The 14,460-nt window shown below is 33.2% G+C and carries 13 protein-coding genes and 1 riboswitch; of the genes, 10 read left to right on the top strand and 3 right to left on the bottom strand.

Features of this window, described 5'->3' with window-relative positions:
• Nucleotides 1-445: 445 nt before the first annotated feature.
• Both C1Y58_RS02075 and C1Y58_RS02070 read left to right on the top strand, forming a co-directional pair.
• Complete coding sequence (locus C1Y58_RS02075) at nucleotides 446-985, top strand: DUF5698 domain-containing protein (protein WP_105614329.1); 540 nt, start codon at nucleotides 446-448, stop codon at nucleotides 983-985.
• Between the two features lie 634 nt (nucleotides 986-1,619).
• Nucleotides 1,620-2,120, top strand: coding sequence for a GNAT family N-acetyltransferase (locus tag C1Y58_RS02070; RefSeq protein WP_105614328.1), 501 nt, complete (start codon nucleotides 1,620-1,622; stop codon nucleotides 2,118-2,120).
• Nucleotides 2,121-2,484: 364 nt separating this feature from the next.
• On the opposite strand, the gene C1Y58_RS02065 is transcribed toward C1Y58_RS02070, so the two are convergent.
• Entirely contained in the window at nucleotides 2,485-2,811 is a 327-nt protein-coding gene (locus C1Y58_RS02065; RefSeq protein ID WP_105614327.1) for a cupin domain-containing protein, read from the bottom strand.
• A gap of 321 nt (nucleotides 2,812-3,132) precedes the next feature.
• On the opposite strand from C1Y58_RS02065, the gene C1Y58_RS02060 reads away from it, so the two are divergent.
• From C1Y58_RS02060 to C1Y58_RS02050, 3 genes are all read left to right on the top strand, one after another.
• Nucleotides 3,133-3,651, top strand: a complete 519-nt coding sequence (locus tag C1Y58_RS02060) for a GNAT family N-acetyltransferase (protein ID WP_157949902.1) — start codon at nucleotides 3,133-3,135, stop codon at nucleotides 3,649-3,651.
• A 213-nt stretch (nucleotides 3,652-3,864) separates the two neighbouring features.
• Nucleotides 3,865-5,865: a phosphatidylinositol-specific phospholipase C domain-containing protein gene (locus tag C1Y58_RS02055; protein ID WP_157949901.1), complete on the top strand. Its 2,001-nt coding sequence runs from the start codon at nucleotides 3,865-3,867 to the stop codon at nucleotides 5,863-5,865.
• A gap of 326 nt (nucleotides 5,866-6,191) precedes the next feature.
• Nucleotides 6,192-6,392, top strand: a complete 201-nt coding sequence (locus C1Y58_RS02050) for a cold-shock protein (RefSeq protein WP_105614324.1) — start codon at nucleotides 6,192-6,194, stop codon at nucleotides 6,390-6,392.
• Nucleotides 6,393-6,483: 91 nt separating this feature from the next.
• Here the strand turns inward: C1Y58_RS02050 and C1Y58_RS02045 are convergent, their stop codons facing one another.
• The gene (locus tag C1Y58_RS02045) at nucleotides 6,484-7,842 is read right to left on the bottom strand and encodes a PFL family protein (RefSeq protein ID WP_105614323.1); all 1,359 of its coding nucleotides are present in this window, start codon (nucleotides 7,840-7,842) and stop codon (nucleotides 6,484-6,486) included.
• On the bottom strand, nucleotides 7,835-8,128 hold the full coding sequence (locus C1Y58_RS02040; RefSeq protein ID WP_105614322.1) for an ACT domain-containing protein: 294 nt from the start codon (nucleotides 8,126-8,128) through the stop codon (nucleotides 7,835-7,837). The genes C1Y58_RS02045 and C1Y58_RS02040 overlap by 8 nt, the downstream gene beginning before the upstream one ends.
• Nucleotides 8,129-8,290: 162 nt before the next feature.
• A riboswitch (glycine riboswitch) is annotated at nucleotides 8,291-8,381 on the bottom strand.
• 335 nt (nucleotides 8,382-8,716) lie between these two features.
• Here C1Y58_RS02040 and C1Y58_RS02035 point away from each other — a divergent pair.
• The 5 genes from C1Y58_RS02035 to cysC are packed head-to-tail and all read left to right on the top strand — an operon-like array spanning nucleotide 8,717 to nucleotide 14,435.
• Nucleotides 8,717-10,150 (top strand): sensor histidine kinase, encoded by a 1,434-nt coding sequence (locus C1Y58_RS02035; protein WP_170311488.1) that lies wholly within the window; start codon nucleotides 8,717-8,719, stop codon nucleotides 10,148-10,150.
• Nucleotides 10,143-10,829 (top strand): response regulator transcription factor, encoded by a 687-nt coding sequence (locus tag C1Y58_RS02030; RefSeq protein WP_105614320.1) that lies wholly within the window; start codon nucleotides 10,143-10,145, stop codon nucleotides 10,827-10,829. The genes C1Y58_RS02035 and C1Y58_RS02030 overlap by 8 nt, the downstream gene beginning before the upstream one ends.
• A gap of 60 nt (nucleotides 10,830-10,889) precedes the next feature.
• Complete coding sequence (locus tag C1Y58_RS02025; RefSeq protein ID WP_105614319.1) at nucleotides 10,890-11,672, top strand: 3'(2'),5'-bisphosphate nucleotidase CysQ family protein; 783 nt, start codon at nucleotides 10,890-10,892, stop codon at nucleotides 11,670-11,672.
• A gap of 29 nt (nucleotides 11,673-11,701) precedes the next feature.
• Nucleotides 11,702-12,601, top strand: coding sequence for a sulfate adenylyltransferase subunit CysD (gene cysD / locus C1Y58_RS02020; RefSeq protein WP_105614318.1), 900 nt, complete (start codon nucleotides 11,702-11,704; stop codon nucleotides 12,599-12,601).
• Between the two features lies 1 nt (nucleotide 12,602).
• Nucleotides 12,603-14,435, top strand: coding sequence for an adenylyl-sulfate kinase (cysC, locus tag C1Y58_RS02015; RefSeq protein ID WP_242985311.1), 1,833 nt, complete (start codon nucleotides 12,603-12,605; stop codon nucleotides 14,433-14,435).
• Nucleotides 14,436-14,460 lie beyond the last annotated feature (25 nt).

Genomic DNA, 14,460 nt, shown 5'->3' with positions numbered 1-14,460 from the left:
ATGAGTAGTATATAACTCAATAATTTTTACAATAATCTTATCATTATTTTCTAAATTATTATTAAGATGTTTTACATCCAATATCTAAGGAATACAAAGACTTAGATATCTACCATCTTTTAAGTAGAAATCCTCATAAATATTTGAAGGATTTATAAAAGTAGTTTTATTCTATACTTAGATTCCCTATAATTAGTATTTAAATAAATGATTTTATAATTATTAGTCACGGATTTTTCCGGTGTTGTATTCTGTTATGCGTTGTGTAATTACACATTTTATGGAAGGAAATAAGTTTTAATTATTAAATGTACTTAAATAACTGATTATTAACTAACATATGTTGTTATGTTAGTTTTTTTTGTTTTTCTATAGATGCCATGAATGGGATAGTATTTTAAGATAAATAATACACGAGCAAAATAATTTTAAAGGAGAAAAATTAATGACACAAAGTATAATATTGGCAGTTGTAGGTGTATTTCTAGTTACTGCTTTTACTAATGTTTTAGCAACATTAAAAACCATATTGATATCAAAAAAAATTATGAATCCTGTTTACTTTTTAGTATTTGTAGATGCAATGATTTTTGCAACAATCATTACCAAAATGACGAGTTCAAAAGGAATACATTTTACCATTGCCTATGCATTAGGTAAGGCGATGGGCGTTTTCATCGGTGGTAAAATTGAAGACCGTTTAGCTTTTGGTATTGTTGAAGTAGATGTGTTTCTTAACAATAAGAGCAAAATGATCCAGATAGCAGAGAAACTTAGAGAAACAGGATATACAGTGAATAATTTCTTAGCCCGAGGTCATAATGGCGATAAGAGATATAAGGTTGAAGTCGTAATTAAGAGAAAAGAATTCAAAGTACTTGAGGATATTATGGATGCATGTGGCATCCATAACCCAACCTTAAAAATTAAAAATCTCAGTCAAGTAAACGGTAAAATAACTACAACAAAAATAAAAACAGTCTGATTTATAGGAGGGATCATGCTTGAAATATAAGTGTAATCTCTTCTTTTTTTGTACAAAATTTTTATTGATATTTCTAAGCTGCATACTAGAAGCATGCATAAGTAGATTAGACCATCATCATTGGGTTTTAATTAATTATATGGAGTCTACATAGAAAAAAGTCAGCTGATGATTATCACATCAACTGACTTATGTAATGCAAATGTTTTAGGTTGATCACTATAATATTAAAACTGAATTAGCTATTATCGAAGTTACATTTTATAACAGTCTCAATACAATAATGAAGTAACCTAACTTCATTATACGCCAAAACATGGTAAAAATCAACATAGAAATATAAATGAATATCATTATCGATGAAACATTATCAATCATCAATTTGCTGATCTTTTAGAAGAAGGATCTGCATCAGTGTTGACGTATAATCTTTCTATAGTTATAATTTTATTAACGAGAAAACAAATATTTAATATCATTTCTATTTCTTTTTACACTTATTAATATCATATGATGAAATACGATAAGTTCAATTTTGGATCAAAAAATATTGAGTTAGAAATCAAAGGAGGTAAGCCAATGAATAAATAAATTAGTTTAATTACAAATTATTAATTAAGAAAGGATTAAAGTTATGAGTGAAAAGATATTAAATATTAATTTAAGAGCCAGAGAATTAGATCATGTAAAAAGATTTTGGCAGGAATCTCAAGATGAAGACTTACAGAGATTATTTCCTTTTCAGAAGCAGACTTTAGAAGAAGCTATAGAACTTTTTTATCAATCATTGCAACCTGAGGCAAAGAGTTATGGGGAAACAATATATGTTGATGATTGCTATATTGGAGATGTATGGTGTTATTGTATTGATGAAAAAAATGAAAAAAGTTGCTTTCTAAGCATTGTTATCTTTGATAAGGCTTTTTGGAAGAAGGGAATAGGAGCTAAAGTATTACATGATTTCAATCAATTAATAATCAAGAGATATGATATTAATAAAATCTGTGCATTTACGTATAAGTTCAATACAGCATCGATCATGACTTTAGAAAAAGTAGGCTTTAAATGTATAGAAGAATTTGAGGAAGACGGTGTTGCATCTCTGTATTATGAATATAATATTATAAGAGATTAACGTATAGAGATAAATGCTAAAGTGCTAAAACTGCTGGATATATATCTTCTAGCAGTTTTTGTAGTTTCATAATAGTAATGCTTTCTAATCAATAAAATCATCTCACCTTTATGGCATTAGTATCAAAAGGTTCATTCAATAAAAAAAGACCAATATGGGGTTGCATGAAGATTTTAAACCACCGTATTCTGGAGTTATAGATTTGTTAACTACAACATCAAATACCATGGACCTTCGGGGTAACCACATATTGGTCCTGTACCAAGGGGTTAGAACAATTCTCAGGTACAAATATTATTATGTCCGATAATCTCTATTTTATGGCTAATCCAGCCTAGAAGATTTAGGTTAAGTTGGAATAGTTTTAAGACTTTTTTAAATTCCCAGGTGCAGGAGCTTTAATAACGATTAATTCTAATGTACTATCATTCAAATTATTAACATTCATTTTAGTTTGATAAGGGATCTTTAAAATATCTCCCTTTGTATATTCATGAATTTCCTGATCATTAAGCTGTATAGAAAGAATACCTCTTACAATTGTCATATAGACATTAGAATTGGAATAATGTTCTGGAAGTCCCTCGTTTTTGTTAAAGACCATATGAATATAATTAATGTTTTCATCCATTATTATTTTTTCAACTGCTTTATCATCAGAAACACTATAATTAAATACTTGTTCTACCATGTTATTACCTCCACTCAATAATTATATGCTATAAGTATATATAATTTAGTAAGTTGATTCAGTAATAATTATTACCAGAAACTAAAAAAGAGCGATAACATTGTAGTTACCGCTCCTTGCCTATGTCAAGTATGACACAGGTGATAGCAAGTTGTAGTCAGTTAAGACTATAAATGCTATCAATAATAGTATGTTCATTTTCAACTTTTATATACATCAAAAATAAAAATTTATATTTTGAAAGTAATTGGAAGGATTTTAGAATAGGGAATGAATATGGAGTGATGTTTTGTGACACCAAGAATAGAGAGGGATTCATATGTGTTGGTACAAATAAAAGAGAATCATTGTAAGGATCTATATGCAATTTTTTCATCTGATGAAAATGCAAAGCATATAACAAATAAAGTACACAGTAACATCCATGATACTCGGAAATGGTTCGAGAAAATAGATAAGCAAATGACAGAAGGTGAAGCTTTTTATTGGGGGATTTATTGTAAAACTGATGATGCTTTAATCGGTTTTATTGCTTTACATAAAATTGATAAAAGAACTAAATCAGCACGTATCGCTTATGTTTTAAATAGAAAGTACTGGGGACAGGGCATCATGCCAAAGATGTTACAGGCTTTATTGAATTATTTAGCTCTTCAAAGGGATTTTAAAAGACTAGAGGCTACTATAAAAGTAAGCAATCTTGGATCTATTAGATGCATTGAAAAAGCCGGATTTAAACTTAAGACAATCCTATATGATTATCAATCAGATACAAAAACAGATGAAAATCACGTGCGATACTTCTTTGTATATGATCTAAGCTCTTCAGATAATGAATAAATTTGTATCATTATCCATTAATCAACTAATGGTTATCCATTTACTTGAAAAAATGATGAACCTATACTAAAACTAGTATCAAGTGTTCAAAAATAAATACTGGAATATTCTGAAAACAAGTGTTTGGGTGTAGAATATTGACATTTTGGTACGAGTTTTAATAGAAGGAGGAGTAGTTAATTTCAATCAAAATGAATGAAGGGAGAAGGGAAGATGAGTAAAGCTAAGAGATTAGTATTATTTTTAATAGTCCTATTAATAACAACAAGTTTACATTGTGATCTTGTTTATGGAGCAGTTTCTGAGGGAACGATGACTTATTGCGATTGGAGTAAGGGGGAGAAGAGTGGGACGCATTATGATTCAGGAGATGACCCATCGATAGCTATTACTAAAGCTGGAATAGTCATTGAATGCCATGAAAATGGATCAGGTAAATTATATTATCGGCTGGGAAGTTTAGCTGATGATGGTTCTGTTGAATGGGCTACTAATGGAGGTACATACTATGATAACGGTTATTCACCTTCTATCGCTGTAACTGATGATGGTACAATCATAGAAGTGCACGGTGATTACAGTTGGCTCAAGTGGAAACTCTTTTATAGAATAGGGAAACTGAGCAGTGATGCACAATCCATCGAATGGGTGACTTCTGGTGGAACGAATTATGATACTGGTAAACGACCTTGTGTAGAAGTCTTAGAGAATGGTAGAATATTAGAATTCCACGATAATGGCAGCGGTAAATTATTTTATAAGATCGGCATGTTAGAGGATGATCGGATCGATTGGGTTCAGTCAGGAGGGACTTATTATGATAATGGTTATTCCCCCTCAATAGCAGTAATGGGCAATACCATTATTGAAGTACATGATAATGGGGGGTTAAAACTCTATTATAAAATTGGGTATCTAAGTGATAATGGCGAGGCCATCTACTGGGTTCAATCTGGAGGGACTTATTATGACAGTGGTAAACGACCAGTTATCGCTTTAACAGCCAATAATCAATTATTGGAGTTTCATGATGATGGTAGCGGTGATTTATACTATTATGTTGGAACCTTAATCAATGATCAGATTCAATGGCAAGATAGAGGTGGTATTCGGAATGACTATGATACAGGTAATACCCCATCTATTGCAATTGGTGATGATGGAACAATAGTTGAAGTGCATAATAATGGGGCATACGAATTGTATTATAATACTGGTAAAGTCCGTACAACAGATGGATACAGTAATTGGATGGAAACGCTATACCAACAGTACCCCGAATTTGGAGAAGCTGTACTGAGAGATGTGTTATTACCAGGCACACATGATACAGGTACCTTCACCTTTGATGACGAAGGGGATCCCCATGACCTTGCACCTGATTCATTTTATCCTGGTTCAACAGAGTACAATGCTGCTTATGCCATAAGAGATATGATTGTACCCTTTTCTCAAACACAGGACTTGGATGTAAAGCAACAATTAGAAGTTGGAGTAAGGTACTTTGATTTAAGAGTAGGTCCATACATGGTGTATGAAAATGGTGAGGTCAATATTGATGAAACTGATTTACGGACGATGCATGGCATATATGGTGAAGGAATGGATACTATTGTCGATGAAGTGAGCCAGTTTATAAACCAAAACACCCAAGAGATAGTCATCCTTGATTTTCAACATTTTTATGAAATGACTGATACCAGCTATCAGTATCTTGTGAATCAATTGACATCAACGTTTTCAGAGCAACTCATCTCTTTAACAGAACTAAAAAGCTCTACACTGGAAGAGTTGTGGAATAGTGATAAACATATCGTTATTTTGTTTACTGAAAATGAAGGTTCAGGGGCTTATATCGATAATGAACTGATTTTGAGTAGGCAAAGCAGTTTAATTAATACATATAATTCAGATAACCTAGATATAACTGCTTTTAGTAGCCTTTTAGATGAGTATCTCAATACTGCTGAGGATGAATTATTATTTGTTCTTCAAGGTGTACGTACACCAGCTTTTGACATTGGCGCAATCTTGGATGGTATGACACTTTATGAGTTATCGGAAGAGACAAATCCAGTTGTTCTCAATTGGTTAGAAGATAATTATGATAAAACAGGTAATAAAGGTGGGGGAAATAATATTATTATGTTGGATTATATGGATTACAAGACCATTGAAAAAATTATTAATTTTAACATAGCTAAATGGAAATAAAAAGACATAGCTATTTTATATAAAATAGGAAAATAGTGGATAAATAAAAACAGCATAAATTTCTTATTATAATAAGGTGATAAGTATAATATATTAGCTAAGATATAATTTAAATGAAAAGAATTAAGTATTTTGAAAAAAATTATTGCTATTTGCCTTTAAAAGGTGTATACTTATCACATACTTTGATTCGGAAGTGAAGTAGTTTATTATCTTTAGAGCCACATAATGATTCTTATTAGAAGTTGTATTATAGTGTAGTATAAGTAATAAAGATTTTCTCTTTCCAAGGATTAAAGGTAATATTATCTTGGAGGTAAGTAATTATGGTAAAAGGTACAGTAAAATGGTTTAACGCAGAAAAAGGTTTTGGTTTCATCACTACAGAAGAAGGTAACGACGTATTCGTACACTTCTCACAAATCAACAAAGATGGTTACAAAACTTTAGAAGAAGGCGAAGAAGTTTCTTTCGAAATCGTTGAAGGCGCTAAAGGCCCTCAAGCTGAGAACGTAACTCCTGCTTAATCATTTTTATTATGATTACTAACCCTGAAGATTATTCTTCAGGGTTTTATATTTGTCTAAAAAAAGTGACTCTAGTCACTTTTTTTAGTTTCTAATTTTTAAAACTGTGAACAGGGGCTGGTATTCGACCACCACGATTGATGAATTTCTCTGAGGAGAAAGAGGAGACTTTCATGATAGGAGCTTGACCTAATAAACCACCAAATACAACTTCCTCACCCAGACCTTTACCATGTACTGGGATAATTCTAACAGCTGTTGTCTTTTGATTAATAACACCGATAGCAGCTTCGTCAGCAATGATAGCTGATATAGTAGAAGCTGGTGTATCGCCTGGAATTGCAATCATGTCTAATCCCACAGAACATACACAAGTCATAGCTTCTAATTTATCAAAGGTAAGAGAACCTTGCTTTACAGCTTCAATCATACCTTCATCTTCGCTAACAGGTATAAAAGCACCACTTAATCCACCAACATGAGAAGAAGCCATTATCCCCCCCTTTTTAACAGCATCATTGAGCATGGCCAGTGCAGCAGTTGTACCATGGCATCCACATCGCTCTAATCCAATTTCTTCTAAAATTCTAGCAACAGAATCTCCAACTTCAGGAGTGGGTGCTAGAGATAAGTCTAAAATACCAAAAGGTACATTTAAACGATCGGCAGCTTCGTGACCAATCAGTTGACCTGCTCTCGTTATTTTAAAAGCAGTCCGTTTAATGGTTTCCGCCACTTGATCAAAACTTTGTCCTTTTATTTTCTCAAGAGCAGACTTAACGACACCAGGGCCGCTAACACCTACATTAATAACTGCTTCTGGTTCACCTATACCATGATAAGCACCTGCCATAAAAGGGTTATCTTCCACTGAGTTAGCAAAGATCACTAACTTAGCACAACCAATACTATCTTGATTGCGAGTAAGGTATGCAGCTTTCTTAACGATCTCACCCATATCTTTAACTGCATCCATGTTGATACCAGCTTTGGTGCTGCCAATATTAACGGATGAACATACTCTTTCTGTCTCTGCCAAAGCTTCGGGTATGGAATTTATTAAGATGCGATCGCCTTTTGAATACCCTTTATGAACCAAAGCTGAAAAACCGCCTATAAAGTTAACGCCTACAGCATTAGCAGCACGGTCTAATGTTTTTGCATAATCTACATAGGAAGTTGCTTCGGATGCTTGAGCCACTAAAGATATCGGGGTTACAGCAATTCTCTTATTGATAATTGGAATACCATATTCATTTTCTAGCCTTTCACCTTCTTCAACTAGCCTCTCAGCATAGGTAGTAATCTTATCATATATTTTTTCACAAGATTTTAAACTGTTTGCATCGGCGCAATCTTGTAGAGAGATACCCATGGTAATTGTACGAATATCCAGTTTTTCCTTTTCAATCATTTGTATGGTTTCTAGTACAGAACCGTATTTATTCATGCTGATCACTCCCGTATTCAATGTTGTGCATAGCATCAAATATAGCTTGATGCTGGATTTTGATAGATAAATCCATGTCAGTACCTGTCTTCTCTAATAATTTCTTTAATTCATTAAATCCACAAGTCATATTAGAAAGATCAACGGCCATGATCATCGTAAAATAATCTTGCATGATGGTTTGACTAATATCTAAAATATTAACGGATTGCTCGGATAATATGGTTGTTACTTTTGCGATAATACCAATTTTATCGGTTCCTATTACACTTATAATAGCTTTCATTTATACGCGTCCCTTCTTCGGTTATTTAAAATTCAATTAGGAGAGATGTACAAGAAAAGTGACTAGTTGTATAAGCAAAACCCAGTACTTTCCAACACTATAAAAAGAGACTAAGCAGGGCTAGTCTCTAGATAGAACAAAATTATTTATACACATAAAAATCTTGTTATCTCTGTCCTTTTACCTGAGAGCTTCACCATGAATCATGGCTTTCCCCTTCGGTGCTCATTTGAGTCTCTCCAGAGTTCCATCCAGTAACGGTTACACTTGCTGTTTCCACTACCTTCCTTTGGCAATTATTTGGATTTAAAAAGAATTATATCAGATATACGGGAATTTTTCAATAAGCAATTTGATTGATATGATTTATACAAGATGCTAAAAAAGAAAAATACCAAGAAGAATTGTATAGACGCAACTTTGTTTAGAAAATATTTATACTTTCACAATTAATATTTTAGATTCATTTGCTACAATCAATACATGAGGTGAATCTATGAATAAAACAACAAAATTACTCTACAGTGATACAGTCATTGGGCTACTTTTTCTATTTACTTTGAAGTGGTATGAGAATAGGGGATAATGATGACAATAAAAAAATTAGTATTAAAATCTAATACATTCATTGTTTTAACTTCACTTGTTACATTATTTGTTGCAGGAATTATTACAGTTGGAGTATTTAGTCAGGGCTTAATCCGAGCGATTGAGGATGATAATGAACTTGATGAAAATGTATATACAGTTCAAAGTTTGATTCGTGGGATTGACGAGCCAAACTGGTCCCAAATAGGCAAAGTATTAACAACATATGATTATGAATTATATGTTGAAAAGAATGGTAGCTTCATTTATTCAGCCTTATTATATGATGAACAAGATGATAAGATAAAAAGGATTAGTGCTATGCAGGGGAATAGTGAAAATGCAGTTTATTTTTTTGAGCCAGCGACCATAGTAAGAAGACGTTTGACACTGAATGGTGAGATTTATCAGGTTTATGCTATAAATACTAATAAGAATAAAAAAATAACGTCATTTGGTATTGATAGAGTACAGATGTTTATTATTAGATACTTGATGCTCGGAATTAGTGGGATTTTAGGAATATATTTAATCAGTCGTTTCTATACAGAGCGATTGGTTAGAAAAATCATGGAACCTATTCAAGCATTGATGCTTGGGGTTGGACGGATTGAGAATAATAACTTTTTAGAGAAAATAACGTATCAGGGTGAAGAAGAATTCGAACAGCTATGCCAGGCTTTTAATGGAATGCAAGCATATCTTGATGAAGAAACAAAGAAAAACACAGCCTATGATCAGGCTAGAACAGATATGATATCAGGGATTTCCCATGACCTTCGAACGCCACTAACATCTATTAAAGGATTTTTAAAAGGCATGAAAGATGGTGTTGCAAATTCGGAAAAAAAACGTGAACAATATGTTAACATCTGTTATAAAAAAGCATGTGATATGGATAATTTATTGCAAAAACTGTTTTACTATTCAAAACTTGAGACAAAACGAATGCCGTTTTATTTTGAAGTTGTTGATTTAGCTGTTATGCTTTCTCAGTTTGTAAACTCTAAAAGAGATGATTTAAACGAATCGGCGACCATTCACTATGAAAAACCAGATCGTTTAATGAAGTGTAGGGTTGATGTGGATCAATTTTTTAGAGTGTTTTCTAACTTAGTTGAAAACAGTGTTAAGTATGCCGGAGTTGAAAGGATTAAAATCAATGTATCCTTATTTGAAGAAATGGATTATTATAGGATAGAAATTGCTGATAACGGACTGGGAATAGAATCGGTCAAGTTAGAAAAAATATTTGATCAATTTTATAGAGGCGATGAATCGAGAAACAGTAAAAATGACGGTAGCGGTCTTGGGTTGTATGTTTCTAAACAAGTTATTGAACGACATCAAGGTGAAATAGTGGCTGAAAATCACAATGGACTAAAAGTAATCATAACAATACCAAAATCAAGAGAGGATGATATAGATGTCTAAAATATTAATCATTGAAGATGACCCAGAAATTGCCATGCTTGAGCAAGATTATTTAGAAATTAATCAGTTTGAAGTTGATCTTGTACAAGATGGATCCAGCGCAGTTGAAGTGGCTTTACATGGCGACTATGATCTTATTTTACTGGACTTAATGTTGCCTGGAAAAAGTGGGTATGAGATATGTAAAGCATTAAGAGAACAGTTAAATATTCCAATTTTAATGGTAACAGCTAAAACGGAATCAATTGATAAAATTCGAGGGCTTGGACTTGGGGCAGATGATTACATTATTAAGCCTTTTGACCCTGCTGAGCTTGTTGCAAGAGTAAAAGCACATATACATAGGTACCAACGTTTGTTAGGTAGTACACCTATGGATGAAGTTATTGTAATACAAGACATAAAGATACTTTTAAAAAGCTGGAAAGTGTACAAAGGAGAAAAAGAAATTAAACTTGCAAATCGAGAGTTTGAATTACTTAAATTTCTTGCAATGAATTCTAATATTGTCTTCTCAAAAGAGCAATTGTTTGAGAAAATTTGGGGGTTCGATTACATTGGTGATAATGCTACAGTAACAGTACACATTAATCGTATACGTGAGAAGTTAGAAGATACTAAAGAAACACAAATGATAGAAACAATTTGGGGGGCAGGTTATCGCTTGAATAATGGTTAATGGATAGATGTTATGAAGAAATTATAAAGAATAATGAAGCATACAGGGGGCAATCTGATCATGAATCTAAATAAGCAACTTGAAATAGCAAAACACCTAGCAATTAAAGCAGGCGAGCAAATAATGAAAATCTATTCGACTGACTTTGATAGCAGTATAGAAATAAAAGTTGATAACAGTCCATTGACTATAGCGGATAAAAAATCTAATGAGATTATAGTGACTTCGCTTAAAGATGAGTTTCCTGAGATAGCCATACTTTCAGAAGAAAGTGCAGGGGATATAAACAGATTGAGTAATGACTGGTTATGGATAATAGATCCGCTAGATGGTACGAAAGAGTTCATTAAAAAGAATGGACAGTTTACTGTTAATATCGCCCTAGCATATATGGGTAAACCTGTACTTGGTGTCATATATGTACCGGTAACTAAAACCCTGTTTTACGCAAGTAAAGGTCAAGGTGCTTTTAAAGTTGAAAATGGAGAAGTCACTAAGATCTCAGTTACCGATAAGCTAGATGGTTTAGTTTGGTTAGGAAGTAAGTCACACTCATCTGAGCAAGAAGAAAACCTAATAAAAAGTCACAAAAATATGATATCAGAAACTATATCTGCGGGAAGTTCTTTGAAAGGCACTATGATAGCAGAAGGGAAAGCTGATGTATACTACAGATTTGGTTATACCTGTGAATGGGATACTTGTGCAATGCAAGCAATAGTAATAGAAGCAGGTGGTATTTTCAGAAATATGGATCATACCGAAATGACCTACAATAGAAAAAGTAATCTTAATGAAAAAGGCTTTTATGTAGTAAATAGAAGGGAAAATATTTGGGTTTAAATAGAAATCTATGTATAGGAGAATTAAAAATGAAAGAGTTAACACACTTAGATCAGCTAGAAGCTGAGGCAATATATATAATCAGAGAAGTAGCTGCAGAGTGCGAAAACCCTGTTATGTTGTATTCTGTAGGAAAGGATAGTTCTGTAATGCTACATCTTGCTTTGAAAGCGTTCTATCCTGAAAAACCTCCCTTTCCATTTATGCATATTGATACAACATGGAAGTTTAAAGAAATGATACAGTTTAGAGATAGACGTGCAAAAGAGTTAGGGATTGAAATGCTTATACACACTAATGAACAAGGTGTCAAAGACGGTATTAACCCATTTGATCATGGAAGTGCGTATACAGATATAATGAAAACACAGGCTCTTAAAGAAGGGCTTGATCATTATGGTTTTGATGCTGCATTTGGTGGAGGGAGACGTGATGAAGAGAAGTCTCGTGCAAAAGAGAGAGTGTTCTCATTCCGTAATAATAAGCACGCATGGGATCCAAAAAATCAAAGACCAGAAATGTGGAAACTGTATAACACAAAACTTCATAAAGGAGAAAGCATGCGAGTTTTCCCTATTTCTAACTGGACAGAAAAAGATATTTGGCAATATATAAAACGTGAGAATATTGAAATAGTACCCCTTTATTTCGCAGAAGAACGTGAGTACATAGAGCGTGATGGAAATATTATACTTGTTGATGATGATAGAATGAGAGTGTATGAAAGCGAAAAAATTATTAAAAATTTCATTCGTTTTAGAACACTTGGTTGCTATCCGTTAACAGGTGGCTGTTACTCAAAGGCTAACACACTTGATGAAATAATTGAAGAAACACTTGGTGCTATTTCTTCTGAAAGAACTACAAGAGTTATAGATAATGAAGCTGTAGGAAGTATGGAAAGACGTAAGAGAGAGGGGTATTTCTAAGGTGAGTATACAAAAGAGTTTACTTAAATTTATTACATGTGGCTCTGTAGACGATGGAAAATCCACTCTAATAGGTCATATGTTATACGATGCAAAACTTATCTTTGCAGATCAAGAGAAAGCGCTTGAATTAGACAGTAGATTAGGAAGTAATGAAGGGGAATTAGACTATTCACTACTACTTGATGGTCTTATGGCAGAACGTGAACAAGGTATTACTATAGATGTTGCGTATAGATACTTTACCACTGCTAAGCGTAGTTTTATAGTTGCTGACTGTCCAGGACATGAGCAATATACGCGGAATATGGCAGTTGGAGCCTCTTTTGCAGATTTAGCGGTTATACTTGTTGACGCATCACAGGGAGTACTTTTACAGACTAAAAGACATACCAGAATATGCGCACTTATGGGTATTAAACACATTGTCTTAGCTGTAAATAAAATGGATTTGATTCACTACGATAAGCATAGATTTGAAGAGATAAAACGAGATTTTAAAACACTTTGTGCTAACTTTGATTTGAGTAGCATTACAGTCATACCAGTATCAGCGACGCTAGGAGATAATATAACCAATAAATCAAGTAAAACACCTTGGTATAAAGGACAATCACTTTACGAGTATTTGGAAAATATAGACGTCATTTCTGATGATGTCAATAGAGAGTTTATTATGCCTGTACAGAGGGTTTGTAGACCTAATCACACATTTAGAGGTTTTCAAGGACAGATTGAATCTGGAAGTTTAAAAGTAGGTGAAGAAATAACTGTCCTACCGATGGGAGAGAAAGCTAATGTTACAAAGATTCTTGTAACTGAAAAAGAAGAGGAAAGTGCGATAGCTGGTGAGCCTATAACGATTTGTCTTAATAAAGAAATAGATATATCTAGGGGCTGTGTAATAGTAAAAGATAAAAAGCTAGAAGTAGCTGATATGTTTACTGCTAGTCTATTTTGGATGGATAATAAAGAGATGGTTCCAGGCAGGAACTACTTAATAAAGTGTGGAACTAAGATACTTCCTGCAACAGTTATGAGTATTAAACATAAAGTTGATATCAATTCAGGTAAGCATATATCAGCAGATCAGCTGTTTAAGAATGAAATTGCAGAAATAGATATAGCTTTAAGTGAAGAAATGGTTTTTGACAATTTTGCAAGGAATAAGGCAATAGGAAGTTTTATACTGATAGATAGAGTAAGCAATATGACATCTGCCTGTGGAGTTATAAAGCATGGTCTTAGACGTTCTACAAATGTTATTTGGCAACAAAATGATGTAACGAGAGAATTTAGAGCTATTCAAAAATCACAAAACCCTTTATCACTTTGGTTTACAGGGCTTAGTGGTTCAGGGAAGTCTACACTAGCCAATGCAGTAGAGAAAAAGCTTGTAGCGTTAGGTAAACATACTATGCTACTTGATGGAGATAATGTAAGGCATGGACTTAATAAAAACCTAGGTTTTAAGGAAGTAGATAGAATAGAGAACATTAGACGTATCTCAGAGGTTACCAAACTGATGAATGACGCCGGGCTTATAACGATTACATCCTTTATCTCACCTTATGAAAAAGATAGACAGAGTGCTAGAGAGATTATAGGCGATAGCTATATTGAAGTATATGTGGCAACACCTTTGAAAGAGTGCGAAAAGCGTGATACAAAAGGTTTATATGCCAAAGCTAGAGCAGGGGAGATACCTAACTTTACAGGCATATCCGCACCATACGAAGAACCTACAAATCCTGATTTAAAAGTACAAACAGTATGGAGAACTGTTGATGAAGTTGCAAGCGAGATTGTGGAATTTATCAAAGAAAAAATCTAAATGTAAATGGCTAAAACCAACATAG

This window comes from Vallitalea okinawensis, from assembly GCF_002964605.1.
Classification (GTDB): Bacteria; Bacillota; Clostridia; order Lachnospirales; family PQDH01; genus Vallitalea_A; species Vallitalea_A okinawensis.
The sequence above is the reverse complement of the archived record's forward strand: the minus strand, read 5'-3'. Positions and strand labels throughout refer to the sequence as shown.

Bases quoted from the DNA above. Each gene is read 5' to 3' on its own strand.
- C1Y58_RS02075 (WP_105614329.1), top strand. From the start codon at position 446: ATGACACAAAGTATAATATTGGCAGTTGTAGGTGTATTTCTAGTTACT.
- C1Y58_RS02070 (WP_105614328.1), top strand. From the start codon at position 1,620: ATGAGTGAAAAGATATTAAATATTAATTTAAGAGCCAGAGAATTAGAT.
- C1Y58_RS02065 (WP_105614327.1), bottom strand. From the start codon at position 2,811: ATGGTAGAACAAGTATTTAATTATAGTGTTTCTGATGATAAAGCAGTT.
- C1Y58_RS02055 (WP_157949901.1), top strand. From the start codon at position 3,865: ATGAGTAAAGCTAAGAGATTAGTATTATTTTTAATAGTCCTATTAATA.
- C1Y58_RS02050 (WP_105614324.1), top strand. From the start codon at position 6,192: ATGGTAAAAGGTACAGTAAAATGGTTTAACGCAGAAAAAGGTTTTGGT.
- C1Y58_RS02045 (WP_105614323.1), bottom strand. From the start codon at position 7,842: ATGAATAAATACGGTTCTGTACTAGAAACCATACAAATGATTGAAAAG.
- C1Y58_RS02040 (WP_105614322.1), bottom strand. From the start codon at position 8,128: ATGAAAGCTATTATAAGTGTAATAGGAACCGATAAAATTGGTATTATC.
- C1Y58_RS02035 (WP_170311488.1), top strand. From the start codon at position 8,717: ATGACAATAAAAAAATTAGTATTAAAATCTAATACATTCATTGTTTTA.
- C1Y58_RS02030 (WP_105614320.1), top strand. From the start codon at position 10,143: ATGTCTAAAATATTAATCATTGAAGATGACCCAGAAATTGCCATGCTT.
- C1Y58_RS02025 (WP_105614319.1), top strand. From the start codon at position 10,890: ATGAATCTAAATAAGCAACTTGAAATAGCAAAACACCTAGCAATTAAA.
- cysD (WP_105614318.1), top strand. From the start codon at position 11,702: ATGAAAGAGTTAACACACTTAGATCAGCTAGAAGCTGAGGCAATATAT.